Origin of the sequence: Saccharothrix lopnurensis (genome assembly GCF_042658445.1) — a bacterium.
Taxonomy (GTDB): Bacteria; Actinomycetota; Actinomycetes; order Mycobacteriales; family Pseudonocardiaceae; genus Actinosynnema; species Actinosynnema lopnurensis.
On record NZ_JBHSQO010000024.1, the window covers coordinates 1 to 25017 of the forward strand.

Genomic DNA, 25017 nt, shown 5'->3' on the forward strand with positions numbered 1-25017 from the left:
CTCGGCGGGCGCGGGGACCCGCCGGGGCCGCGCTTTCGCGACGGCGGCGCGGTCGGCGTCGTCGCCGCTGATCCTGGCCGTGCGCTCCGACTCGGTCCTGGCCCTCGGCGTGCCGGCGCGGGCCGGGTTCACCCGACGGGGGGCGGGGCGACCGCCCTTGTCCCGGGCGTCCTCGGCCGACGCGGCCCCGGCGCCCTCGGACGCCGCGCCGCCGCGCGGGCCGATCGCCCGGTTGCCCCGTTCGCCGCCGCCGCGCGCACCGCCGCCCTCCGGTCCACCGCGTCCCGCGTCACCACGCGGTCCGCCCCGGTTCGCCGCCCCGGCCCGGGGTTCCTCCACCGGTCCACGGGCGACCGCGGGCCGACCACGACCGGGCTGCGCCGCGTCGGCGGGGCGACCACGACCGGCCGGTGCCGCGTCGGAGGGCCGGGGACGGGGGCCGGAGCGGTCCGGCTCGGACGCGGGCGGGGTGGCGCGCCCCGGTCGGTCGCCGGGCGCGGGCCCGCCGCCCGCTCGTCCCGACCCGTCCGCTCGTCCCGACCCGCGCGGCGGCTGGGGCGCGCTCGACCTGCCCGAGGTGGGGGTTCGGGGGGGAACGGGTCGCCCGCGGAACCCGTCGGGTTCGCCTGGCCCCGGCGGCCGGTTGTCCACGCCCACTCCCTCCGAGTACCCGGGTACGCCCCCATGGACGCGTCAACTCGCGCCCGGGTTGCGGACAAGCCTCGCACAGGACTTCCCGGTGACGCCGTGATACCGGTTGAGGACCCGCCCTGACCAGCGCGGTAACCCGATTGTAAGGTCGACTTCACGGCGTTCGTAGACTGTGGCCCCGTGCTCACCATGCAGGATGCGCTGCTCGCGCTGACCAAGTACTGGACCGACCGGGGCTGCATCGTCGTGCAGCCGTACAACACCGAGGTCGGCGCCGGTACGTTGAACCCCGCCACCGTGCTGCGGGTGCTGGGTCCCGAGCCGTGGCGCGTGTCCTACGTCGAGCCCAGCGTGCGGCCCGACGACGCGCGGTACGGGGAGAACCCCAACCGGCTCCAGACCCACACCCAGTTCCAGGTCATCCTCAAGCCCGACCCGGGCGACCCCCAGGAGCTGTACCTGGGCAGCCTCGACGCGCTCGGCATCGACGTCCGCGCGCACGACGTGCGGTTCGTCGAGGACAACTGGGCCTCGCCCGCGCTGGGCGCCTGGGGCCTGGGCTGGGAGGTCTGGCTCGACGGCCTGGAGATCACCCAGTTCACCTACTTCCAGCAGGCCGGCGGCATGTCGCTGGACCCGGTGTCGGTGGAGATCACCTACGGCATCGAGCGGATCATGATGGCCCTCCAGGGGGTCGACCACTTCAAGGACATCGCGTACGCGCCCGGCGTCTCCTACGGCGAGGCGTTCGGCCAGTCCGAGTACGAGATGAGCCGCTACTACCTCGACGACGCCGACGTCGAGGCGAACAAGCGGCTGTTCGAGGAGTACGCCGCCGAGGCCCGCCGGATGCTCGACGCGCGCCTGCCCGTGCCCGCGCACAACTACGTGCTGAAGTGCTCGCACGCGTTCAACGTGCTCGACGCCCGCGGCGCGATCAGCACCACCGAGCGCGCCCGCGCGTTCGGGCGGATGCGGGCCCTGGCCCGCGAGGTCGCGCAGCTGTGGGCGGCCCGCCGCGAGGAGCTGGGCCACCCGCTCGGCCTGGCCGAGGCGCCCGCGCCGGCGGCCCCGCCCGAGACGTTCCCCGAGGTCGCGGAACCCGCCGCGCTGCTGTTCGAGATCGGCACCGAGGAGTTGCCGCCGGCCGAGGTGACCCGCACGGTGGACGCCGTGCGCGCCGCGGTCGCCGCCAAGCTCGCCGCCACCCGCCTCGCCCACGGCGCGGTCGAGGTGCACGGCACGCCGCGCCGCGTCGTGGTGCTCGTCGCCGACGTCGCGCCGCGCGAGCCGGACGCCGAGAAGACCGCGCGCGGTCCCCGCGTGTCGGCCGCGTTCGACGCCGACGGCAACCCGACCAGGGCGGCACAGGGCTTCGCCCGCGGCCAGGGCGTGGCCGTCGAGGAACTCGGCCGCGTCACCGAGAACGGCGTCGAGCACGTCGCCGCGGCGCGCACCGACCCCGGCCGCGGCGCGGTCGAGGTGCTCAGCGGCCTGCTCGGCGAGGTGGTGGCCGAGCTGCGCGCCGAGAAGAACATGAAGTGGAACGACCCGAAGCTGTCGTTCACCCGCCCGATCCGGTGGCTGCTCGCCCTGCTGGGCACCACGCCCGTGCCGGTCGTCGTGTCGTCCCTGGAGGCCGAGCCGAAGACCCGCGTGCACCGCACCGCCGACCACCCGGTCGTGGAGGTGTCCACGGCGGACGGTTACCTGGAGTTCCTGGCGGGTCACGGGATCGTCGCGTCCGCCGAGGACCGCCGCGCCGCGATCGTGGCCGAGGCGGAGCGGCTGGCCGCGTCCGTCGGCGGCGTCGTGGACCTCGACGGGGTGCTGGACGAGGTGACCAACCTGGTCGAGCGGCCCACGCCGATCCTCGGCGCGTTCGAGGAGCGCTACCTGGAGCTGCCCGCGCAGATCCTCACCACGGTCATGCGCAAGCACCAGCGCTACCTGCCGGTGCGCGCCCGGGACGGCTCGCTGCTGCCGCACTTCGTGGCCGTGGCCAACGGCGAGGTGGACGAGGACCTGGTCCGCGCGGGCAACGAGGCGGTGCTGCGGGCCCGCTACGAGGACGCCGCGTTCTTCTGGCGCGCCGACCTGCGCACGCCGCTGGAGGACATGAAGTCCGGTTTGGACAAGCTCACCTTCGCGGACAAGCTCGGGTCCGTGGCCGACCGGGCGGGTCGCATCGCGGCGCTGGCCCGGCGGCTCGCCGAGGTGGTGGGCGCGGACGACGACACCCTGGCGCGCGCGGGCGAGCTGGCCAAGTTCGACCTCGGCTCGCAGATGGTGATCGAGCTGTCGAGCCTGGCGGGCGTGATGGCCCGCGAGTACGCCGAGCGGGCGGGGGAGACCCCGGAGGTGGCGCGGGCGCTGTTCGAGATGGAGCTGCCGCGCTCCGCGGGCGACGCGCTGCCGGGGTCCACGCCGGGCGCGCTGCTGTCCCTGGCGGACCGGTTCGACCTGCTGGCGGGCCTGTTCGGGATCGGCGCGAACCCCACGGGCAGCTCGGACCCGTTCGGGCTGCGGCGGGCCGCGCTGGGCGCGGTGAGCGTGCTGCGGGCCTTCCCGGACCTGCGGGACATCACCCTCACCAGGGCGCTGTCGCTGGCCGCGCGCGAGCTGGAGGCGTCGGCGGTCGACCTGTCCGGGGAGGCGCTGGAGGTGGCGCGCGAGTTCGCGGTGCGCCGCTACGAGCAGCAGCTGCTGGACGCGGGCCACGACCACCGGTTCGTCAACGCGGTGCTGCCGCTGGCCGACGCGCCCGCCGTGGCCGACGCGACGCTGGCCGAGCTGACCGGCCTCGCCGGGGACCCGGACTTCGCCGCGCTGGTCGCCGCGCTCCAGCGGGTGCGGCGGATCGTGCCCGCGGACACCGCCGGCGAGTACGACCCGGCCGCGCTGGTCGAGCCCGCCGAGGTGGCCCTGCACCGGGCGCTGGCCGAGGTGCCGTCCGGGCTCACCGGCCTGGCGGCGTTCGCGGGCGCGGCGACCGGGCTGACCGCGCCGGTCAACACGTTCTTCGACGAGGTGCTGGTGATGGCCGAGGACCCGGCGGTGCGGCGGGCGCGGCTCGGCCTGCTGGCCGCGATCCGCGACCTGGCCGCCCCGGTCCTGGACTGGCAGGCGCTGGGCACCGCGCTGGGCTGAGCGGCCGGCGGTCGACGACGTGCCGAAATCCCCGCCCACCGGAATCTCCGGTGGGCGGGGATTTCCGCGTGAACTACATGTCGCGGTTGTCCTGCCGGTCGCTCGTCGAGAGGTAGGTGAGCGACTTCGGGACTGCGGCGACGGTCTGGTCCGGCTTGACCTCTGCGGCTGCGGCCGGCCCGGCGCCCAAGGCGATCAGGGCCGCGGCGGTCGCGGCCACCAGCGCTGCGGGGATGATTCTCACGCTGTCTTCTCCTCACACACCCGGCCAGGGTTCGGCAGGCGACACTTTCGCACATATATTGCCGGAACACGAGCCCCCTTTCGCGCGTGCCGTATCAGTAGCCGACCAGGTGCGGAGCGTGATAGTTACGGCCGAAGTCACCTGTTGCCCGGCCGTTCCGACAAGTTTTCAAGGTCATCCGCCTCATTGGCGCGGACCATTTGGCGCTCATCCGTTGCTACGTCTTGACGAACCCGCCACCGGAGGGATGGAATTCCGCCACATTGACTTTCTTCGGACCGTCGGCGTGGTCGCGGCCGGACAAGGGGTTGGCGAATGCGAAGGTTGGCCAGAGCCGTCTCCTGCGGTCTGCTGATCCTGTCCGTGGCCTCCTGCGGGAGCGGGGTGGACCCGCTGGCGCCGGGCGCCGGCGGTCGGCAGGACAAGCCCGTGGTCGGCGTCATCCTGCCGGACCGCACCTCGTCGGACCGCTGGGAGACGCAGGACGCGCCGCTGCTCGGCCGCGCGTTCAGCTTCGCGGGCATCGAGGGCGTCATCGAGAACGCCGACGGCGACGAGGCCAGGTTCGCGAGCATCGCCGACGCGATGATCGCGCGCGGGGTGAAGGTGCTGATGACGACCCCGCTGACGCCCGAGGGCGGCGCGGAGGTCGAGCGCAAGGCCAAGGACGCGGGCATCCCGGTCATCAACTACGACCGGATCAGCCTGGGCGGCCACGCCGAGTACTACGTGTCGTTCGACAACCTCAACGTGGGCGAGTTGCAGGCCGAGGGCCTGCTGAAGTGCCTGGGCGCCAAGCCCGGGGCGCAGGTCATCGAGGTCCAGGGCGCGCCGCAGGACAACAACGCGACCCTGTTCGCCGACGGCCAGCGCCGCCTGCTCGGCCCGCTCTACGACAGCCGCGAGCTGCGGCTGGTGGGCAGCGAGGCCATCGACAAGTGGGACCCGCTGATCGGCCGGGCCAAGTTCGAGCAGATGCTCGACGGCAACGGCGGGCGCGTGGACGGCGTGATCGCGGCCAACGACGGCCTGGCCGCCGCGGTGATCGAGGTGCTGCGGGCCAAGGGCCTGGCCGGGCAGGTGCCGGTGACCGGGCAGGACGCCACCCTGGACGGCCTGCGGGCGGTCCTGCGCGGCGAGCAGTGCATGACGGTCTACAAGCCGATCCGCGACGAGGCCGAGGCCGCCGCGCGGCTGGCCATCGCGGTGGCGAAGGGCGACCTCAGCGGCGCGGACGACCTGGCCACCGGCAACACCCGGGACCTGGTCTCGCGGCGGGATGTGAAGTCGGTGCTGCTGGGCGCGGACCTGATCGCCCGGGACAACGTGCGCGCGCTGGTGGCGCAGAGCGCGGTCAAGGCGGTGGACCTGTGCGCCGGCGACACCGCCCAGGACTGCGCGGAGCTGGGCATCCTGGTCAATTGAGCGCGGCGGGGCCGGGCAGCACGTCGACGTCGGTCGGGCCCATCGGCTCCCCGCACTCCGAGCAGCGCAGCTCGACGTGCGCGACGAGCCCGCAGGCGCGGTGGCGGTGCAGCGCGGGCGGACCGGCCTCGCCCGCCGTCCAGCGGTCGCCCCAGCGGACCATGACCAGCAGCAGGTCGACCAGCTCGGTGCCCTTGGGCGTGAGGCCGTACTCGTGCCGCGGCGGCTTGGTCGAGTACGGCCTCCGCTCTAAGACCTCCTGCTCGACCAGCCACCGCAGCCGCTCCGCGAGCACCTTGCGGGAGATGCCCAGGTGGGCGTGGAGCTGGTCGAAGCGGGTGATGCCCCGGTGGACGTCGCGCAGGACCAGCGGTGACCACGGCTCGCCGATGACGTCCATGGTGCGCGCGATCGAACAGACCATGTCGCCGAACCGCGTCCGCTGCATGGCGACCATCCTACCGATGAGGGTTTCATCAAAAAACCGACAAACCCTCGCGAGTCGTACCCCCAGACCCGTCGTGTCGTACGTCCAGACCGGGCGAGTCGTACGCCCAGGACCCCCGTGTCGTACGTTGCGGACCCCCGAACTGACGGTTCGGGCCGGTTTTTTTCACGCCTCCAGGTCGTGCCGCCCGGAGATGAACTCCTGCACGCGGATCTTGGCGCGGATCAGGGGCCGGCGGATGCGGGCCTCCCGGCGCTGGGCGCGGAGCAGCTTGCGGGAGCCCTCGGCGTACCGCCAGCGCGCCCACGGCGACCCCGGTCGGGCCAGGCGCAGCGCGCCGATCTCCGGCAGCACCGGCACCAGCAGCCCGAGCAGGCCGGTCCACACCTTGCCCTTGAGCAGCGCCACGATGGCGAACGCCAGGTTCACCAGCAGGAGCAGCACGCGCAGCGCCACGCCGTCGCCGTAGAACTCCTCGTAGCCCAGCGGGCGGGCGCCGAGCAGCAGCAGGCCCGTCATGCCGATCGCCAGGAACACCGCGTCGACCGACAGCCGGCCGTCCTTGGTCCAGTACACGTCGCGCAGGTGCAGGATCAGCGCGAACTCGTCGAGCACCAGCGCCGAGCCCACGCCCAGCAGCGCCGCCGCGCCCGCGCGCACCCCGTACTGCTCGTCGGGCACGGCCAGGCCGGTCACGCCGCCGAGCATCATGAACACCGCGCCGAACACGACGTGGTGGATGTGCGTCCCGCCGGGGGTGAGGTTGCCCGGCCACCACCGCACGCCCGCCCGGATCATGCGCACGCTGATCCGGATGAAGACGAACGTCAGCACCAGGCCGAGGAAGAAGAACAGCAGCCGGGACTGGGGCAGGTGGAGCGAGTACACCACCCCATCTTCACCCGCCGGGCCTACTTGAAGCTGACGCCGCCCTGGATGTCGCCGGCCTGGAGCACGTTGCCGTGCACGGTGCCGGAGATGTGGTTGGTCACCCGACCGGCCTGGTTGACCCGGCCCTCCCGGGCGGCCTGCGCGTGCTCGCGCCGCAGCGCCTCGGCAAACCCGGGGTCGTTCGCGGCGGTGCGCTCCAGCACGTCGCCGAGCACCCTGACCTCCGCGGAGTCCTCCGGGGCGCCCTCGGCGGCGGTGAGCGCCGCGATCGCCACCGGGTCGTCCTCGAACCTGGCCCGCACCAGCTCGTACAGGCCCGCGACGGCGCGCGTCGCCAACGCCGCGGCGATGGACAGCAGAACCGGTTCCGGCATGTCAAGACCCCCTGTGGTCACCGTCTCGTTTCACCGTAGCAGTGCGACTCGCCGCCTTCTGCCGCTCGACTGCCGGCCGCATCCCGTGGTTCACTGTCAGCGGTCGTAACCTTTCTGTGTTCGTGATCCACCACGCTCGCGGAACGGAGCTGCGGGCGCCGAACACTCCTCGCCAGGAGGGGCCGGAGCCCCAGCGGACCCGGTGGTCGCAAGCGCGATCCGGCACCTGTTAGAGGAGAAGTAGCAAGATGGCTGTTCAGGGCACCGTCAAGTGGTTCAACGCGGAGAAGGGCTTCGGCTTCATCTCCCCGGACAACGGTGGCGCCGACGTGTTCGTGCACTACTCGGAGATCCAGAGCACCGGTTACCGCACCCTGGAAGAGAACCAGCGGGTGGAGTTCGAGATCGGCCAGGGCCAGAAGGGGCCGCAGGCACAGGCGGTTCGACCGGTCTGACCTGACCGGATCACCTGATCCGGAGCTGTTTTGGGCCGCCACCCCCCTCGCCGGGGGTGGCGGCCCGAATCATCGGGTGGGCTCGCGGGGTCGGCTCGCCGGGTCAGCTCGTCAGCGCCGGCGCCGGGCCCAGCCGGTCGCCGTAGACGCGCTTGCCGATCAGCCGCGCGCCGTCGAAGACGAAGAACGCGGTGGTCCGCACCCGGAACGGCAGGCCGGTCGGCTCCTCGCCGCCCAGGCTGCCCACGTGGGTGCCCTCCAGCTCCAGTTCGACGATCACGGCGCCGTCGGCGTGGTGCAGCTCCACCAGCCTGCTGCGCCGGTCGGGCAGGGCCGACCGGACGTGGGCGTAGTACCCGGCGAACTCCTCCCGGCCGTCGAAGACCTGGCCGGTCGAGACGATCTCGCACCGCGGGTGGTCGAACGCCCCGACCGCGCTGTCGAACTCCTGCTCGTTCTCCGATTCCAGGTGTTCCAGCACGATCGCCTCGCGCAGGGCCCGCAGTGCCTTGGACGCGGTCATGCGCGGTCCCCCCGTGGTCTTGTCGCTTCGTGAGCGACCAAACACCGCGCGCACACCGCCAGTCAAGACGGTAATCGGTAACCGGTGTCGTCCCCGAGAAGTGCTCACGTACTCCTTCCGCGTTCGGACCGGGAATTCCCGTGTCCCGCGCGGGTCGCGCCTCAGGTCACAATTCGGTGAGCGGCGCGGTGTCGTCCGTGAATTGTTCCGCCGCTACGGCCCGGCGATGGCCCGGTAGAACGGGCGCAGGTCGTCGGTGATCGACCGGCCCGCCAGCACCAGGGGGTCGAGCTGGTCGAGCAGCGCGTCCGGGCGTCCGGGCACGGGCTCGGGGATGTCCGGCAGCGCCGAGGCCGGTGTGGGCCGGGTCCAGAACGACTCGAACCGGTCGTCCCGGGACGCGGTCGCGGTGCCCCCGCCCGACCCGCCGGGCTCGCCCGGTCCCCCCGACCCGTCCGGCTCGTCGGTGCCGTCGGTCTCGTCCGGGTCGTCGGGGCGCATCGGGGCCCGCAGCTCGCGCAGCCGGTCCAGCAGGTCCTCCCGCGACCGGCCGCGCCACGCCAGGATCTCGAACGGGTCACGGTCGAACGCCTCGGCCAGCAGGTAGCAGGTCGCGGCGAGGTGCTTGCACGGCACCTCCCAGTCCGGGCACGTGCAGTCCATCGACAGCTCGCGCAAGGTGCCCGGGAACAGCGTGAGGCCCTGCTCGGCGAACACGTCCTCGATCTCCGCCGGCATCTCGCCCGCGAGCAGCTTCGCCGCGAAGACCGCCCGGTCCGCCAGGGCGTGCTCGATGCGCGTCCAGTCGTCCTCGTCGAACCTCCGCACGCCGATCCGCGCCCGGTACGGCTCCGCGCGCGAGCCCATCACCAGCGCCACCACCAGGCTCGTCGACAGCGACAGGCTCATCACCTGGCCGGTCCGCGCGTAGGCGCGCCCCCGGACGAGCCGCCCGCCCATGCCGAACGACTCCAGCACCTCCACGAACCGGCGCGACCACCAGGTCCGCGCCACCTCGCCCCGCTTGCTGCGCAGCGTCAGCCCGCCCTCGACCCGGACGGGCCGCGACGGCGGCCGCTCGCCGTGCCAGTGCCTCGTGCGCTCAACCACCCACGGCCTCCCCGGACAGGGCGAGCAGCTCGCGCAGCTCACCGGTCGACAGCTCCGCCAGCCAGTCCTCGCCCGCCCCGACCACGAGCTGCGCCAGGCCCCGCTTCTCCTCGATCATCCGGTCGATCCGCTCCTCCAGCGTGCCGACGCACACGAACTTGCGCACCTGCACGTGCTTGCGCTGCCCGATGCGGAACGCCCGGTCGGTCGCCTGGTCCTCCACGGCGGGGTTCCACCAGCGGTCCAGGTGGACGACGTGGTTGGCGGCGGTGAGGTTCAGCCCCGTGCCGCCGGCCTTCAGCGACAGCACGAACACCGACGGCCCGCCCTCCTCCTGGAACCGCCGGACCATCTCGTCACGCGCCCCCTTCGGGGTGCCGCCGTGCAGGAACAGCACCTCGGTGTCGAACCGCGTCGCCAGGTGCGGCGCGACCAGCGAGCCGAACTCGGTGAACTGGGTGAAGCACAACGCCTTGTCGCCGTCCGCGAGCGCCTCCTCCAGGACCTCCTCCAGGCGCGCCAGCTTCCCCGAGCGGCCCGCGACGCGCGAGGAGTCGCCGAGCAGCTGGGCGGGGTGGTTGCAGACCTGCTTGAGCTTCGACATCGTGCCCAGCACCACGCCGCGGCGCTGGATGCCCCGCACCTCGGCGATCCGCGCGAACATGTCGTCCACCACCGCCTGGTACAGCGACGCCTGCTCGGCGGTCAGCGTGCACAGTTGCGTGACCTCGATCTTGTCCGGCAGGTCGGTGATGACCTTGGGGTCGGTCTTGAGCCGGCGCAGCACGAACGGGCCGGTGATCCGGCGCAGCCGCAGCGCCGCGTCCTCGTCGTGGTGCCGCTCGACGGGCACGGCGAAGCGGGCGCGGAACGTGCTGATCGAGCCCAGCACGCCCGGGTTGGCGAAGTCCATGATGGACCACAGCTCCGCCAGCCGGTTCTCCACCGGCGTCCCGGTCAGCGCCACCCGGTGGCGCGCGGGCAGCGACCGCACCACCTCGGACTGCCGCGTGGCGCTGTTCTTGATGTTCTGCGCCTCGTCGAGCACCACCCGGTCCCACACCACGTCGGCGAGCTCGCCCGCGTCCCGCGCCACCACCGCGTAGGTGGTGATCACCAGGTCGCAGTCGAGGTCGAGCGCCCGCTCCGCGCCGTGGTGGACGCGGACCCGCAGGCCGGGGGTGAACCGCGCCGCCTCCCGCTGCCAGTTCCCGACCACCGACATCGGGCACACCAGCAGCGTCGGCGGGCGCCCGCCGCGGCGCCGGGTGTGCGCCTCCAGCGCCAGCAGCTGCACGGTCTTGCCCAGGCCCATGTCGTCGGCCAGGCACGCGCCGAGCCCCAGCCGGTCCAGGAACGCCAACCACGCCAGCCCGCGCTGCTGGTACGGCCGCAGCTCCCCGACCAGCCCCGGCGGGTGCTCCACCGGTTCCAGCCGGTGCTCCGCCTCACCGGACAGCAGGTCACCGAGCCAGCCCGTGGCCCGGACCCCGTTGAGCGGCAACGGCAGCTCCGCGTCGTCCGGGTGCAGACCGGCGTGCAGCAGCACCTGGGCGGCCGTCATCCGCCCACCGCCGCCGCGCCGGAGGAACGCGAGGCCCGCGGCGAGCCGCTTGCGGTCGACGTGCACCCACTGGCCGCGCACCCGGACCAGCGGCACCTTGGCCCGTGCCAACGCGGTCAGCTCGGCCTCGGTCAGCCGCTCGTCCCCGAGCGACAGCTCCCACCGGAAGTCGACGAGCGCCTTCAGCCCCAGCTCGCCCTCCTTGGCGACGGTCCCGGCCGTGCCGCGACCGGTCGCGTCGAGCGTGAGCCCGAGCCGGCTCGGCTGCCGCCACCACGAGGGCAGCAGCACCCCGAACCCGGCCTGCGCCAGCAGCGCCGCGTGCGTGAGGAAGTCGTAGGCGCCCTCGACGTCCAGCGCCAGTTCGGCGGGCCGCTTGGCCACCAGGGCGCGGTCCAGTGCGGGGTAGAGCCGACTGGCCCGGCCGAGATCACCGAGCAGCACCTCGTCCGGTCGATCCACCCACCTCCTCAACGCGGCATCCCGCTTGCGCCACAACTGGTTCGCCGACACCTGCACGCTCGGCTCGTCAACGGCCTGGAGCAGGAACTCGACCCGCCACCGGTCTTCGAGGAACCCGCCCTGCTCCGGCGAGACGAGCCGGAAGCAGGTCCGAACCGGACTCTCCCGCAACCCGCGCGCGGCCCACGTGCCCAGCACGCGGCGCAACCCGTCCACCTCGCCGGAGGCGGCCTCGACCCGAGGAGCCCCCGCCAACGCGGCCAACCACCGCCCGACCACCCCGTCCTCGCCCGCGCCGGTGGTGGCCGCGACGCCGGTGCCGGCGAGTGCCCGCCGGACCTCCCGGTCGACGAGCCGGTCGAGCACGTCGGTCAGCACCCCGTCGCCCCCTCGGCCGCTGGCTCCTCCGCTTCCTCCGTCGTTGCCCGCGGGCCCGTTCCCGACACCGCTCGCGGCGGCCTGGAACGAGTCCGGTGTGGTCGCCCGCAGCGCGGCGTGCCGCAACGAGTCGACCCCGGACAGCGCCGCGCGCCACCGGGCGGAACGGGTGTCGTCGAGCACCGGCAGGACGCGGCCGCGTCGCACCAGGTCCAGCCCGAAGTCCACCACCTCGGTGAGGAACTTGGCCGAGGCGCCGAGCCGGAAGTCCACCGCCCGGTTCGGCACGGTTCCCTCCCACCAGAGGACGGGAACCACCCACTCCCGCCACCGGAGGGCCCCGCGCCGGGACGGCTGTTCCCGCGCCAACTCGGGGGAGGCGACCGGACCGGAGGCGGAGGACGGCAACCAGACCCGCAGCTCGCCCACCTCCCCGGCTTCGGGCTCACCGACCTCGCGGCCCGGCCCGGCCCCGGTTCCGGCGCTGTCGGCCCCGGTCCCGACTCCGGCCCTGGCCCTGGCACCGACTCCGGCCCTGGCACCGACTCCGGTCGCGGCTCCGGCCCCGTTGACGCCGGTCCCGGCCCCGTCGATGTCGGTCCCGGCCCCGGCCCCGTCCCCGTCAGTGCCCGCCCGACCCGCCTCCCCGAGCAGCGCGCGCAACTCCGCACCGCCGAGGGCGAACGGGTGCGGAACCGCCGCTCGCGGCAGTCGCCCGGCAACCCGGGCGGGCAGCCGCGAGTCCTCGGCCCACAGCGCCACCCGACCGTCGACAGCGCCAAGGCTGTGCAGCACCAACACGAGGTGCGACTCTAGGCGTCGCCACCGACACCACCGGTCCAGGTCGGCGCCGGTCTACCCGGGATCGGACCGGGTGGGGCGGCGCCGGGAGCCGGTCAGCGGAACTGCCGGGTCCTCGACCGCGCCAGGGTCGTCACGCCGACACCGGCCAGGCCCACCTGGAGCGCCATCTCCAGCCAGTCGGGCCCCGAGGTGTCCGACACCCCCAGCACCGACGCGGCGAAGGTGCCCAGCAGGGCCGCCGCCACGCCCACCAGGAGCGTCATCACCATCGAGAGGTGCTGCCTGCCCGGTACGACCAGCCTGCCGAGGCCGCCGATGACCAGACCGATGACCAGTGCCGAGATGAGCCCGGTGATCTCCACGAGAGGTCCTTTCCCCCGCCTGCGCGTTCACCTCCAGCATCACGACACCCCCTCCCCGCCCGAATCGGGTTTGCCCCTGACCCGCCCCTGATCCGGACCCTGAACCCCGGACACCTCGGGGCCCCCTCCGGAGAGGACCCGGCCCGGCACGTCCGGGTCACAGCCGATCCTGGCCAGGCGCGACCTGATCGAGGTGGGCGAGCGCTCCAGGCGGCGGGCCACGCCCCGGATCAGGTCGGCGCTCGGGCTCCCCTCCCCGGCGGCGAGCCACTCGACGCGCAGGTCCTCGTCCAGGTCCCGGGTCCACGGTTGGTCGGCGTTGGCCGGGCGGTTCCCCGGCGAGGCGGGCGCGGGGGTGCTCAGCCTGCCCAGCGCGTCCAGGACCTGGCCCAGGAGCTTGCCGAGCCTGCCCCCGGCGTCGGCGGGCAGGCGCAGGGCGCCCTCGGCCACCAGCGCGCCGGAGGAATCGGTGCCGGTCAGCTCCACCACCAGGTCCGGGTCGGCGGTGGCCGCCAGGCGGTAGGTCGTGGAGCCGATGCGGAGTGCGTTCTCGTACGTGGTTGTCGTCATGGCGATGACGGTAGACCGGGGGTCTGACAATTTTCGGGATCGAGGGTGTTGTTCCAGGTCAGGGGCACAGGGGGCAGGTCGGGGTGGCCGCCGGGACGCCGGTCAGGTGCGGCTTGAGGTGCTCCGCGATGGCCCTGGCCAGCAGCGGGGGCACCGCGTTGCCGATCTGCCTGGCCACCTCGATCTTGGAGCCGCACCACTCGAAGTCGTCCGGGAAGGACTGGAGCCGGGCCGCTTCCAGGTGGGTGATCGGCCGGTCCACGCGGTGGCCGTCCTCGCCCGGTTCCCACTGCGGGTGCAGGTAGCGGCCCTTCTCCGGCTTGTAGAACTCGGTCCGGATGGTCACGGAGGGCTCGTCCCAGCGCATCCGGCCCATCACGTCGGTGGTGCCGGTCTTCTTCTCCCGCCAGCACCTCGGCAGCAGCTCCGGCGGCAGGTCGAACCGCCCGCCACCGGGCGGGACCAGCCGGTAGCGCAGCACCGACAGCGGCGTGGGGTTGCGGCCCAGGTGCAGGTCCGGGCTCTTGAAGCGGCCGGGCAGGGTGCGGCCGAAGAACTCGACCTCGCAGCGCGGCAGCACCGTGGTGAGCGGCTTCTCGGGCAGCCCGCTCAACACGTCGCGCACGGTGTGCCAGCGGCCGCGCGGGTGGGTCGGCGCGGGCAGCGGGACGCGCCCGACCCGCGAGCCGATCACGATGGCCCGGCGGCGGCGCTGGGGCACGCCGAAGTCCGCGGCCAGCAGGATGCCCGCGCTCAGCTCGTAGCCCTCGGTCTCGGCCTGGAGCAGGGCGAACTCGGTGGAGGCCAGGAACCGGTCGACGTTCTCGATCACGAACACCGCGGGCTTGGCCCGCCGCACGAACCGCAGGTACTCGCGCCACAGCGAGTTGCGCGGGTCGTTGACGTCCCTGGAGCCCAGGTTGGAGAACCCCTGGCACGGCGGCCCGCCCACGACCACGTCGACCTCGGGGATCGCGCTGTCCGGCACGGCCGCGATGTCGGTCCAGCGGATGTGGTCCTCGCCGAAGTTCGCCGCGTAGGTGGCCGCCGCGTGCAGGTCCCACTCGACCGCCATGGCCGGCGCGTAGCCGCCCGCCGCCGCGAAGCCGGAGGTCATGCCGCCACAGCCGGCGAACAGGTCGATCACGGACAGCACGGGCTCAGGCTAGCCGACGCCGCCGTTCCAGCACCGCCTCCCGCACCCGACTCGCCGCGGCGGCCGGGTCCTCGTGCTCCCACACCCGCACCGCGAGCCACCCCGCCTCGTCCAGCACCCGGTCGGTGTTGGCGTCGCGGTCCCGGTTGCCCTCGATCTTGGCGCGCCAGAACTCGCCGTTGCGCTTGGGCCACGTGCCGTGCTCGGGGCACCCGTGCCAGAAGCAGCCGTCGACGAACACCGCGACCTTCGCGGGCCCGAACACCACGTCGGCCTCCCGCCGCACCGCGCGCACCGGCCGCCGGTGCACCCGGTAACGCAGGCCGAGCCGGTGCAGCTCGCGCCGCAACGCCACCTCGATCTCCGTGTCGCGCGAGCGCTGCTTGCTCATCCGGGCGCGGACGTCGTCCGTCGTCTCCAGCTTCGGCACCCGGTCATGATGGCCCACCCCGGGTGCGGCACGCCCCGCGGCCTCCGCGCCGCTTGGTCGGGCCCGTCGCGCGGGAGCGCCCGGTGCGGGCGGACACCCAACAGTGCCGGGGGAGCGGCGGATCAGCCCAGCGACAGGTTCGCCCGGTCGGCCGCCGAACGGCCCGCGTCCCACCCCGCCGAGCTGCGCACGGTCGTCGACTTCGCCACGGTGCGGGTGAACATCGAGCCGAAGTACTCGTCCACCGCCTTCTTCCGCTCGGCCAGCACGGGCAGCAGCCGGTCGTCCTCGGGCACCTCGTTGACCGCGCGCAGCCGTTCCCCGACCCGGTGCGCGTAGGACAGCAGGAACGACTTGCGGAACGCCTGCGACCGCTCCTCCGAGGACTTGCCGGCCCGCTCGCCGGCGGCCACCATCGCCCGCGTCGCCTGGACCAGCAGCGACGCCGACAGCAGCTCCACGATCTCCAGGTCCAGCTCCTCGCCGACCAGCGCGACGAACCCCAGGTCGTACACCACGGCGCGGCACCGGTTGGCCTTCGCCACCACGTGCACCACCTGCGCCTTCCCGTCGAAGTACCGCTTGTCCAGCCACAGCCTGCGGGAGGTCGTGGTCGGCGCCTCGGCCGGCATCCGCTCCAGCGCGTGCCGCGTGACCAGCTCCTGCGCCTTGGCCGACAGCGCCTCGGCCTCCTCGGGGAACGCCGTCGACTCGGCCTTGGCCAGCAGCCCGCGCACCCGGTTGAGCACCTTCGGGTGCACGTTGTGGTGGTCGAGGTCGGACAGCGGCGTGCCCGGCTTCGGCACGATCACCGGCAGCGCCGGCAGCTCGACGAGCACGGCCAGCACCGCCACCGCGGCGGCCACGGCGTCGTCGCGCAGCTCGATGTGCCGGCGCGCCCACTCGTCCACCAGCGGCGCGCCGGCGTCCCACCAGACCTCCGCGCCGATCTCGGCCAGCTGCGCCCGCCACCGCGGGTGCAGCACCGGGTACCGCGCGGCCTCCAGCGCCAGCGAGTCGACGAGGAACGACAGCGCGCTCCCGTCCGCCTCGCGCCGGACCGCCTCGTACACGTCGTAAGGCAGCCACCCGTGGTCCCACAGGTGCTCGAACGCGCGCCCGAGCACCGCGCGCACCGCCTCGTCCACTTCGGTCCCGGGCAGGGAGGAGGTACGCGGCAACCGGGCGCGACGGTTGGTCGCGGCCCGCCACAGCGCTCCGCGCAGGTCGTCCACGACCGCTGATTGTCCTCTTTCGGGTGTGGTGTTGCCGCACGTGGTGCGCGTTGCGCGCCCGCGTGCCGCCGACCGTGCCAGCCTCGCGCCGTGAGCAGGAAGGTGACGGTCGTGCACCGTCCACAGGGGACGCGACTGACCCCGGCGCAGCGGGCGGTCGTACGCCGCTGCCGAGACCTCCCGGACCTGGTCGACCCGCTGGAGCTGGAGCTGGTGGTCAGCGGCGCGGTCGCGGACGCGCGACCGGACGAGGAGTTCTGGGCGGGGCTGATCGAGCACGCCGTGTCCCTGCCCAGCCGGCACAACCACGCCCTGCTGCGCGTGCTCGCCGCCCTGCTCACCGGGCGGCCGCGCGAGTGGGCGGCCAACGCCGTGCCGCCCGTCGGCCCCGCGCTGGAGGTGGGCGACGCGTGGGTCTGCGACCGCTCGATCGACGCCGGTTACCTGATCCTGACCTGCGCGTACCGCTTCGCCCAGGACGCGCACGCGATGGTGTTCCTGATCGACGAGCTGGCCGGCGGGGTGGTGCGCCAGGCGTTCGCGACGCGGGACGTGGACACCGCGCACCGCCGGCTGGCCCGGCACGCCCCGCTGACGCTGATCGCCGCGGACGCCGCCCACTGGCTGCTGGCCAAGTCCTACGACCGGCTGGACCGCAGCGCCGTGGACGTGGCCGTGGACGTGCGGCGGACCCGGCTGCTGGCCCGGCGGCGGATCGCGCTGGCGTTCGGCTGAACCCACCGGACCGGGCTGACACGAACGTGTCGTGCGCGGTCCACGTCAGTGGAGCCGGGAAAGGCGGAATAAGGAGAACGACGGCGGGTTCGCGCGCACCGGCACATCGGGGGGCGAAAGCGGGGAAAAGCCGTCGGGGTGCGTCGCGCGCATTCCGGGATAAGGTGTGCCGCACCCGTGGTGAGGTGCGAAAACACTCAGGGCCCCACCACTGGTGGGGCCCTGAGTGTTTGTGCGCCGCCAGGGACTCGAACCCCGAACCCGCTGATTAAGAGTCAGCTGCTCTGCCAGTTGAGCTAGCGGCGCCCGGACCTTCTTGCTCCGTCCGACGTGGAGAACGTTAGCACAGCGCTCGGCGCGGCTCCCAATCGCCTGGTCAGGGCAGGTGTTCGCGCCCTCGTCCAGGGGGAACTTCGCCCCGGTAACGATCCGGCATCTGGGGCAACATCGTCAACCCTCCAGGCGTCACCTTGTCAGGGGATGCCGAAGCCCTGCCGCTACGGGCAGGCGCGGCTTGCCGGGGATGACTGGAGGGTGTTGATGTTCCACAAGCGGGGGGCGCGGGGGATCGTCGCGATCGGGTTGGTCGCGGCGGTGGTCACGGCCTGCTCATCGGGGTCGGCCACGACCGGGGGTTCCGGCGAGCAGGGGACCTCGACCTCCTCGACGGCGCCGCCCAGGCCCGTGGCGCTGAGCACGGGGCCCGCCGACGCGGCCGTGGACGTGCCGCCCGGCGTGCCGGTGGTGGCGACCGCGACCGACGGCAAGATCACCGAGGTGGCGCTGACCAACCCGGAGGGCCGGCCGGTCGCCGGGCAGGTGACCCCCGACGGTCTCCAGTGGACCAACAGCGAACCGCTCGGCTACGGCAAGACCTACCGGCTCTCGGTGACCGGGGTGGGCGCCGACGGGCAGTCGGTCACCCGGACCTCGTCCTTCACCACCGTCGAGCCGCGCACCCTGACCTACCTCTCCATCAACCCCCTCGACGGCTCCACGGTCGGCGTCGGCCAGCCGCTGGCCTTCTACTTCGACGAGCCGATCGCCGACAAGGCCGCCGCCGAGGCGATGATCTCCATCACCACCGAGCCGAAGGTGGAGGGCGCCTTCTACTGGTTCGACGAGAAGACCGTCCACTGGCGCCCGCAGAACTACTGGACCCCCGGCACCAAGGTCACCATCGACGCCAAGGTCTACGGCAAGCACGTCGGCGGCGGCGTCTACGGAGAGGAGGACCGCCACGTCACCACCACCATCGGCGACGCGGTGGTCCACGAGGCCGACGGCGGCACGCACCAGGTGGTGACCAAGGTCAACGGCCAGGTCGTGCGCACCATGCCGACCTCCATGGGCGACGCCCAGAACCCGACCCCCACGGGCACCTACGTGCTGACCGAGAAGCACGCCCACATGGTGATGGACTCCCGCACCTACGGCCTGTCGCTGGACGCCGGCGGCTACGTCACCCCGGTGGACTGGGCGTTCCGCATGTCCAACAGCGGCATCTTCTTCCACAGCGCGCCGTGGTCGGTCGGGGACCAGGGGCACCGCAACGTCAGCCACGGCTGCCTGAACCTCTCGCCCGAGAACGCCAAGTGGGTGTTCGACAACTCCAAGCAGGGCGACGTCGTGGTCGTCACCAACTCCGGCGGCCCGGTGCTGCAACCGTGGGACGGCTTCGGCGACTGGCAGGTCCCGTGGGACCAGTGGGTGAAGGGCAACCGCTAGCGGTGGTCGGTCACGCGGCCCGCCGCCACCTCCAGGCGGCGGGTCGTGCGCACCGCGTCCAGCATCCGCCGGTCGTGGGTGACCAGCAGCAGCGTCCCGGTGTAGGACTCCAGGGCCGACTCCAGCTGCTCGATCGCGGGCAGGTCCAGGTGGTTGGTCGGCTCGTCGAGCACCAGCAGGTTCACGCCGCGCGCCTGGAGCAGCGCCAGCGCCGCCCGCGTCCGCTCGCCGGGTGACAGCGAGGCGGCGGGCCGCGGCACGTGCGCCGCCCTCAGCCCGAACTTGGCCAGCAGCGTCCGCACGTCCGCGGGCGCCATCGCCGGCACGGCCGCCTCGAACGCGTCCGCCAGCGACTCCCCGCCCAGGAACAGTCCCCGCGCCTGGTCGACCTCGCCGACCACCACGCCCGAGCCGAGCGAGGACGAGCCCGACTCCACCGGCACCCGCCCGAGCAGCGCGGCCAGCAGCGTCGACTTGCCCGAGCCGTTGACCCCGGTGATCGCCACCCGGTCGGCCCAGTCCACCTGGAGGTCCACCGGTCCCAGCACGAAGTCGCCGCGCCGCACCACGGCCGACCGCAGCACCGCCACCACGGCGCCCGAGCGCGGCGCGGCGGCGATCTCCATCCGCAGCTCCCACTCCTTGCGGGGCTCCTCCACCACGTCCAGCCGCTCGATCAGCCGTTCCGTCTGCCGGGCCTTGGCCGCCTGCTTCTCGGTCGCCTCGGTGCGGAACTTGCGCCCGATCTTGTCGTTGTCGGACGCCTTGCGGCGGGCGTTCTTCACGCCCTTCTCCATCCACGCCCGCTGCGACCGGGCCCGGTCCTCCAGCGACGAGCGCGTGGCGGCGTACTCCTCGTAGTCCTCGCGCGCGTGCCGGCGGGCGACCTCCCGCTCCTCCAGGTAGGACTCGTAGCCGCCGCCGTAGGTCCGCACCTGCTGCTGCGCCAGGTCCAGCTCGACCACGCGGGTCACGGTGCGCGCCAGGAACTCCCGGTCGTGCGACACCAGCACGGTCCCGGCCCGCAGCCCGCCCACGAACCGCTCCAGCCGCTCCAGGCCGTCCAGGTCCAGGTCGTTGGTCGGCTCGTCGAGCAGGAACACGTCGTACCGGCTCAGCAGCAGCGAGGCCATGCCCGCCCGCGCCGCCTGCCCGCCGGACAGCGAGGTCATCGGCTGGTCCAGCGACACGGCCAGGCCCAGTTCGGCCGCCACCTCGCCGGACCGCTCCTCTAGGTCGGCCCCGCCCAGCGCGAGCCACCGCTCCAGCGCCTCGGAGTAGCCGTCGTCGGCGGCTCCCTCGGCCAGCGCCCCGGTCGCCCGGTCCAGCTCCGCCTGCGCGGCCGCCACGCCCGTGCGGCGGGCCAGGAACCCGCGCACCGTCTCGCCGGGGCGCCGGTCCGGTTCCTGCGGCAGGTGCCCCACGGTCGCCGTGGTGGGTGAGAGGCGGATCACACCCGCCTCCGCGGGCAGCAGCCCCGCCAGCGTGCGCAGCAACGTCGACTTGCCCGCGCCGTTCGCGCCGACCAGACCGATCACGTCGCCGGGCGCGACGACGAGGTCCAGCTCGGAGAACAGCACGCGGTCGCCGTGTCCGGCGGCCAGGCCCTTGGCCACGAGCGTGGCGCTCACAACAACCTCCTGGAGGCACAAAAGAAGACGCCCCCCGACCGGAGTCGAGGGGCGTTCCGCTTGGGGTGAGTGACGGGACTTGAACCCGCGACACCTGGGATCACAACCCAGTGCTCTGCCAGCTGAGCTACACCCACCAAGACCGGTTGACCCGGCGGCGTGAAGCATACAGTGCCATGCCGCCGGGCCTGAAATCGACCCTATTCCCGGCGATCGGCGGCCAGGAGCTCGGCGGCCACGGCCTGCGCCTGCTCCGAGCTCGGGCCCGGGTGCGGCACGAACGCGGTGCGCCGGTAGTAGGCCAGTTCGCGGATGGACTCGCGCACGTCGGCGAGCGCCCGGTGCGCCAGGCCCTTCTCCGGCTGCGCGTAGTAGACGCGCGGGTACCAGCGCCGGCACAGCTCCTTGATCGACGACACGTCGACCATCCGGTAGTGCAGGTGGGCGTCCAGCTCCGGCATGTCGCGGGCGATGAACCCGCGGTCGGTGGCGATGGAGTTGCCGGCCAGCGGCGCGGTGCGCGGGTCGGGCACCCACTCCCTGAGGTAGGCCAGCACCCGCGCCTCGGCGTCGGCCAGCGTCGTGGTCGAGCGGCGCACCTCCTCGGTGAGCCCCGACCTGGCGTGCATCTGCACCACGACGTCCGGCATCGAGTCGAGCGCGGTGTCGTCGGCGTGGATCACCACGTCGACCCCCTCGCCGAGCACGTTCAGCTCCGCGTCGGTCACCAGCGCCGCGATCTCGATCAGGGCGTCCTTGCCGAGGTCGAGTCCGGTCATCTCGCAGTCGATCCACACCAGGCGATCCATCACCGGGGCAAGCCTAGTCGCCCGCCCGCCGGGCGCCGGCGGGCTCCGGCACACGCGCCCCGTCGACCTCGCCACGCCCGGCCCGCACCCTCGTCGACAGGACCGCGGCGGCGACGCTGAGCAGCCCGGCGACGTACCAGGCCGGGGCGTAGTCGCCGAAGTGGTCCCGGGTCAGGCCGGCGGCGAGGGCGGCGAGGGCCGCGCCGACCTGGTGCGAGGCGAACACCCAGCCGAACACGATCGGCGCGGACGCGCCGAACACCCGCCGGCACAGGGCGACGGTCGGCGGCACGGTCGCCACCCAGTCCAGGCCGTAGAAGACGACGAACACCAGCATCGACGGCTGCACGGAGTCGTGGAACAGCTGCGGCAGCACCAGCAGCGACGCGCCGCGCAGCGCGTAGTACACGGCCAGCAGCGCGCGCGGGTCGACGCGGTCGGTCAGCCAGCCGGACAGCACGGTGCCGGCGATGTCGAAGATCCCGACCAGGGCCAGCAGCCCGGCGGCGGTGGTGGTGGGCATCCCGTGGTCGTGCGCGGCGGGGATGAAGTGCGTGCCGACCAGGCCGTTGGTGCTGGCGCCGCAGATGGCGAAACCCGCCGCCAGGTACCAGAACGGGCCGGTGCGGGCGGCCTCGCGCAGCGCGCCCAGGGCCCGTCGCGCGGCGCCCGCCCCGGCGGGGCGCACCGGCACCACCTCGGTCCCGCCGTACGGCGGCACGCCCACGTCGGCGGGGTGCTCGCGCAGGAACAGCAGCACCAGCGGCACCACGGCCAGCGCCGCGACCGACACCAGGACCGAGGCCGAGCGCCAGCCCGAGGTCTCCGCCAGCCCGGCCACCGCGGGCAGGAACACCAGCTGCCCGGTCGCGCCGCCCGCGGTGAGCACGCCGGTGACCAGCCCGCGGTGCCGGACGAACCACCGGCCGGTGATGGTGGCGACGAACGCCAGCGCCATCGAACCCGTGCCCAGGCCCACCAGCACGCCCCAGAACAGCACCAGCTGCCACACCGCGGTCATGAACACGGTCAGCCCGCTGCCCACGGCGACCAGCGTCAGCGCGGCGGCCACCACCCGGCGCACGCCGAAGCGCTCCATCAGGGCGGCGGCGAACGGGGCGGTCAGGCCGAACAGCAGCAGGTTCACCGACACGGCCAGCCCGATGGTGCCGGTGGACCAGCCGAACTCCCGTTGCAGCGGTTCGATCAGCGCGCCCGGGGTGGCCCGGAACGCGGCCGCGCCGACGAGCGCGACGAACGCCACGCCCGCGACCACCCATGCCCAGTTCTGCCTGCTCCGCATCACGCGACGAGCCTCCCCGGTCGGGGGAGGCCGGACCAGTGGCCCGATAGCCAATATGTGCAAGGATCCGGCCATGGATCGCCGTCACCTGGTCGCCGTGCTCGCGCTGGACGAGGTCGTGGGCTTCGACCTCGGCACCCCGCCGCAGATCTTCAACGCGGCGCGGGACGAGCTGGACCGCCGTTTCTACGACGTCCGGGTGTGCACGCCCGGCGGTCGCCCGGTCCGCAGCACCGCCGGGTTCACCGTCACCCCGGACCACGGCGCGGAACTGCTGGCCCAGGCGGACACGGTCGTGGTGGCCGGCGTGCACCAGGCCGCGCTGCTGGAGCGGGGCTTCCTCGAAGCTCCCGTGCGCGACGCCCTGCGCGCGGCGGCGGCCCGGGGCGCGCGGATCGTGTCCATCTGCACGGGCGCGTTCGCGCTGGCCGCCGCCGGCCTGCTGACCGGTCGCCGCGCCACCACGCACTGGGGCCACGCGGAGAACTTCCGCCGCCTGTTCCCGGACGTGGACCTCGACCCGGACGTGCTGTTCGTCGACGGGGGCGACGTGCTCACCTCGGCCGGCGTCGGCGCGGGCATCGACCTGTGCCTGCACGTGGTGCGCCACGACCACGGCAGCCGCGTCGCCACCATGGCCGCCCGCCGGTGCGTCGTGCCGCCGTGGCGGCCCGGCGGGCAGTCCCAGTACATCGTGCGCCCGGTGCCGGAGGAGGCCGACACCTCCACCGCGCCCACCCGCGCGTGGGCGCTGGAGCGCCTGGAGGAGCCGCTGAGCCTGAAGGCGCTGGCCGACCACGCCCGGATGAGCGTGCGCACGTTCACCCGCCGGTTCCACGAGGAGACCGGCATGACCGCCGTCAAGTGGCTCCACCAGCAGCGCGTCGAGCGGGCGCGCCACCTGCTGGAGACCACGGACCTGACCATCGACCTGGTGGCCCGGCACGCCGGGTTCGGCACCGCCACCGCGCTGCGGCAGCAGATGAGCGCCGCCCTCGGCGTGCCGCCCAGCGTCTACCGCACCACGTTCCGCTCGGCGGGCTGATCACCGGCGGTCGGGTCCCCTGGAGTCCGATCCCCCGCCACCCGATCCCCCGCCACCCGATCCCCCGGAGTCCGATCCCCCGGCGTGCGCTCCAGGAACGGCCGCAGCAGGTCGGGCACCGCCGCGTCGGCCAGTGCGAGGCCGTCCGCCTCGGCCACGTCGACCACGGAGTACGCGCCGTCGCCGGCGGCGGTCGTGGCGGTGACCGTGACCAGGCCCGCGCGGCGCTGGAAGAACGAGCGGGACACCCGCCAGCCGATCACGCCGGTGCGCTGGAGCACCGCGGTCTGCCGGATCACCGAGCCGCTGCGGGCCACCAGGTACCGGTCGGTCAGCGCGTGGCCCAGGCTGCGGTAGCGGTCCCAGCCCAGCGCCGCCGAGAACGGCACCAGCGCCAGCACCACCTGCCACGTCCAGCCCGGCCCCCACCACGCCAGCCCGGCCGCGAGCACCAGCAGCGGCGCCACCGCGCGCAGCAGCCGGCGGCGCAGCGCGGCCGAGGGGTGCCGGCGCAGCGGCGTCAGCGTCGGCGGGACGTCCAGGCGCAGCACCGCCGCGGACACCCGGTGCGCCTCGGTCACCGGCGCGGCGGGCAGCAGCAGGTTGCTCTCGCCCTTGCGGCCCAGGCCGGTGGTCACCGTCTTCGCGTGCGCGCCCCCGCCCGACCGCAGCAGCAGCGGCTCCACCAGCTCCACGCCGCGGAGCCGTTGCTCGGCAACGGAAACCGACCTCGTGGTGAGCAGGCCGCGCCGGACCCGCACCGTGTCGTCGGGCTCCCGGGTCAGCCGGTAGCCCCAGAACTGCACCACGTACACCAGCACCGAGCCCAGCCCCGCGACCAGCAGCACCACCCCGGTGAACAGCGCGACGGTCAGCCACAGCGGCTGGTCCACCACCCGGTGCGCGGCGTCGGTCAGCGGGCCGAGCACCTCCAGGTCCAGTTCCCGCGCGGAGTTCACCACGAAGCCGAACAGCGCGCCCGCGGCCACCAGGCCCGACAGCGTCAGCGGCGCGTACCGCAGCCACCGGGTGTCCCACCCGGACAGCACCTCGCCGGGGCGCTCCGGCCCGGCCGACGCGGCGGGCTCGTCGGACCGGACGGCGGCGGTGAGCAGCAGCAGCCGCAACCGCTCCGCCTCGGCCGAGGACACCGCGTCCAGGGTCAGGCCGTCCTCGCCGGGCTGGTCGCGCTGCCCGGTGCCGACCCGGATCGCGGACAGCCCGAACAGCCGGTGCCCGAGCTTCGCGGTGAGGTCGACGGTGCGGATGCGGTCGCGCGGCACCGCCAGGCGCTTGCGCACCAGCAGCCCGGTGCGCAGCTCGACCTGCTCGCCGGTGATCCGGTAGCGGGTGGTGAGCCAGCGCAGCAGGCCGAACACCACGATCAGCGCGACCACGCCGGCGCTGGTCAGCAGCCGCCACGTCTCGCCCCGGCCGAGCACCAGCAGGCCGAGGAACACCGGGACGAGGTTCACCAGCTCGTTGAGGGGGCGGACGACGATCATCCGCACGTCCAGCCGGTGCCAGCCGGCCG

The 25017-nt window shown here is 73.7% G+C and carries 22 protein-coding genes, 2 tRNA genes and 1 pseudogene; 6 read left to right on the top strand and 19 right to left on the bottom strand.

Going from position 1 to position 25017, the window contains the following annotated elements; genetic code table 11:
* Positions 1–339: pseudogene (locus ACFP3R_RS22275) on the bottom strand (hypothetical protein); the annotation flags it as partial.
* A 501-nt stretch (positions 340–840) separates the two neighbouring features.
* On the opposite strand from ACFP3R_RS22275, the gene ACFP3R_RS22280 reads away from it, so the two are divergent.
* Positions 841–3801 (top strand): glycine--tRNA ligase, encoded by a 2961-nt coding sequence (locus ACFP3R_RS22280; RefSeq protein WP_380638391.1) that lies wholly within the window; start codon positions 841–843, stop codon positions 3799–3801.
* Between the two features lie 73 nt (positions 3802–3874).
* Here the strand turns inward: ACFP3R_RS22280 and ACFP3R_RS22285 are convergent, their stop codons facing one another.
* On the bottom strand, positions 3875–4045 hold the full coding sequence (locus ACFP3R_RS22285) for a hypothetical protein (protein ID WP_380638307.1): 171 nt from the start codon (positions 4043–4045) through the stop codon (positions 3875–3877).
* A gap of 315 nt (positions 4046–4360) precedes the next feature.
* Between ACFP3R_RS22285 and ACFP3R_RS22290 the strand changes: the two genes are divergently transcribed.
* Positions 4361–5470 carry a sugar ABC transporter substrate-binding protein gene (locus ACFP3R_RS22290; RefSeq protein ID WP_380638308.1) on the top strand — a complete coding sequence of 370 codons (1110 nt, stop codon included), beginning with the start codon at positions 4361–4363 and terminating at the stop codon, positions 5468–5470.
* Here the strand turns inward: ACFP3R_RS22290 and ACFP3R_RS22295 are convergent.
* The 3 genes from ACFP3R_RS22295 to ACFP3R_RS22305 form a co-directional block, all read right to left on the bottom strand.
* Entirely contained in the window at positions 5463–5918 is a 456-nt protein-coding gene (locus tag ACFP3R_RS22295) for a winged helix-turn-helix transcriptional regulator (RefSeq protein ID WP_380638309.1), read from the bottom strand. The genes ACFP3R_RS22290 and ACFP3R_RS22295 overlap by 8 nt on opposite strands.
* A 165-nt stretch (positions 5919–6083) precedes the next feature.
* Positions 6084–6806, bottom strand: coding sequence for a hypothetical protein (locus ACFP3R_RS22300; protein ID WP_380638310.1), 723 nt, complete (start codon positions 6804–6806; stop codon positions 6084–6086).
* Positions 6807–6829: 23 nt separating this feature from the next.
* Complete coding sequence (locus ACFP3R_RS22305) at positions 6830–7183, bottom strand: hypothetical protein (RefSeq protein WP_380638311.1); 354 nt, start codon at positions 7181–7183, stop codon at positions 6830–6832.
* A 248-nt stretch (positions 7184–7431) separates the two neighbouring features.
* Between ACFP3R_RS22305 and ACFP3R_RS22310 the strand changes: the two genes are divergently transcribed.
* Complete coding sequence (locus ACFP3R_RS22310; RefSeq protein WP_343937724.1) at positions 7432–7638, top strand: cold-shock protein; 207 nt, start codon at positions 7432–7434, stop codon at positions 7636–7638.
* Positions 7639–7741: 103 nt separating this feature from the next.
* Here ACFP3R_RS22310 and ACFP3R_RS22315 read toward each other — a convergent pair whose 3' ends face one another.
* The 8 genes from ACFP3R_RS22315 to ACFP3R_RS22350 form a co-directional block, all read right to left on the bottom strand.
* Positions 7742–8161, bottom strand: coding sequence for an ester cyclase (locus ACFP3R_RS22315; RefSeq protein ID WP_380638312.1), 420 nt, complete (start codon positions 8159–8161; stop codon positions 7742–7744).
* A 213-nt stretch (positions 8162–8374) separates the two neighbouring features.
* Positions 8375–9271, bottom strand: a complete 897-nt coding sequence (locus ACFP3R_RS22320; protein ID WP_380638313.1) for an SWIM zinc finger family protein — start codon at positions 9269–9271, stop codon at positions 8375–8377.
* Positions 9264–11963, bottom strand: coding sequence for a DEAD/DEAH box helicase (locus ACFP3R_RS22325; protein ID WP_380638314.1), 2700 nt, complete (start codon positions 11961–11963; stop codon positions 9264–9266). Before ACFP3R_RS22325 ends, ACFP3R_RS22320 begins: the two co-directional genes overlap by 8 nt.
* 608 nt (positions 11964–12571) lie before the next feature.
* Entirely contained in the window at positions 12572–12841 is a 270-nt protein-coding gene (locus ACFP3R_RS22330; RefSeq protein WP_380638315.1) for a GlsB/YeaQ/YmgE family stress response membrane protein, read from the bottom strand.
* Positions 12842–12880: 39 nt separating this feature from the next.
* A complete protein-coding gene (locus ACFP3R_RS22335) occupies positions 12881–13411 on the bottom strand; it encodes a hypothetical protein (RefSeq protein WP_380638316.1) in 531 nt (176 codons plus the stop codon).
* A 58-nt stretch (positions 13412–13469) separates the two neighbouring features.
* Positions 13470–14567, bottom strand: a complete 1098-nt coding sequence (locus tag ACFP3R_RS22340; RefSeq protein ID WP_380638317.1) for a DNA cytosine methyltransferase — start codon at positions 14565–14567, stop codon at positions 13470–13472.
* A 4-nt stretch (positions 14568–14571) separates the two neighbouring features.
* Positions 14572–14958 carry a very short patch repair endonuclease gene (locus ACFP3R_RS22345; RefSeq protein WP_380638392.1) on the bottom strand — a complete coding sequence of 129 codons (387 nt, stop codon included), beginning with the start codon at positions 14956–14958 and terminating at the stop codon, positions 14572–14574.
* Positions 14959–15119: 161 nt separating this feature from the next.
* Complete coding sequence (locus tag ACFP3R_RS22350; RefSeq protein ID WP_380638318.1) at positions 15120–16232, bottom strand: DUF2786 domain-containing protein; 1113 nt, start codon at positions 16230–16232, stop codon at positions 15120–15122.
* Between the two features lie 90 nt (positions 16233–16322).
* On the opposite strand from ACFP3R_RS22350, the gene ACFP3R_RS22355 reads away from it, so the two are divergent.
* A complete protein-coding gene (locus ACFP3R_RS22355; RefSeq protein ID WP_380638319.1) occupies positions 16323–16967 on the top strand; it encodes a hypothetical protein in 645 nt (214 codons plus the stop codon).
* A gap of 233 nt (positions 16968–17200) precedes the next feature.
* Here the strand turns inward: ACFP3R_RS22355 and ACFP3R_RS22360 are convergent.
* A tRNA-Lys gene (locus ACFP3R_RS22360) sits at positions 17201–17273 on the bottom strand.
* A 234-nt stretch (positions 17274–17507) separates the two neighbouring features.
* Between ACFP3R_RS22360 and ACFP3R_RS22365 the strand changes: the two genes are divergently transcribed.
* A complete protein-coding gene (locus ACFP3R_RS22365; protein ID WP_380638320.1) occupies positions 17508–18695 on the top strand; it encodes a L,D-transpeptidase in 1188 nt (395 codons plus the stop codon).
* On the opposite strand, the gene ACFP3R_RS22370 is transcribed toward ACFP3R_RS22365, so the two are convergent.
* From ACFP3R_RS22370 to ACFP3R_RS22385, 4 genes are all read right to left on the bottom strand, one after another.
* Entirely contained in the window at positions 18692–20326 is a 1635-nt protein-coding gene (locus tag ACFP3R_RS22370; RefSeq protein WP_380638321.1) for an ABC-F family ATP-binding cassette domain-containing protein, read from the bottom strand. The two genes, ACFP3R_RS22365 and ACFP3R_RS22370, sit on opposite strands and share 4 nt — an antisense overlap.
* A 61-nt stretch (positions 20327–20387) precedes the next feature.
* A tRNA-His gene (locus ACFP3R_RS22375) sits at positions 20388–20463 on the bottom strand.
* A gap of 63 nt (positions 20464–20526) precedes the next feature.
* Complete coding sequence (gene orn, locus ACFP3R_RS22380; RefSeq protein ID WP_380638322.1) at positions 20527–21138, bottom strand: oligoribonuclease; 612 nt, start codon at positions 21136–21138, stop codon at positions 20527–20529.
* Between the two features lie 10 nt (positions 21139–21148).
* Entirely contained in the window at positions 21149–22438 is a 1290-nt protein-coding gene (locus tag ACFP3R_RS22385; protein ID WP_380638393.1) for an MFS transporter, read from the bottom strand.
* A gap of 73 nt (positions 22439–22511) precedes the next feature.
* Here ACFP3R_RS22385 and ACFP3R_RS22390 point away from each other — a divergent pair, with 73 nt between their 5' ends.
* The gene (locus ACFP3R_RS22390) at positions 22512–23483 is read left to right on the top strand and encodes a GlxA family transcriptional regulator (protein WP_380638323.1); all 972 of its coding nucleotides are present in this window, start codon (positions 22512–22514) and stop codon (positions 23481–23483) included.
* Here the strand turns inward: ACFP3R_RS22390 and ACFP3R_RS22395 are convergent.
* On the bottom strand, positions 23453–24988 hold the full coding sequence (locus tag ACFP3R_RS22395; RefSeq protein ID WP_380638394.1) for a PH domain-containing protein: 1536 nt from the start codon (positions 24986–24988) through the stop codon (positions 23453–23455). The genes ACFP3R_RS22390 and ACFP3R_RS22395 overlap by 31 nt on opposite strands.
* Between the last annotated feature and the right edge of the window lie 29 nt (positions 24989–25017).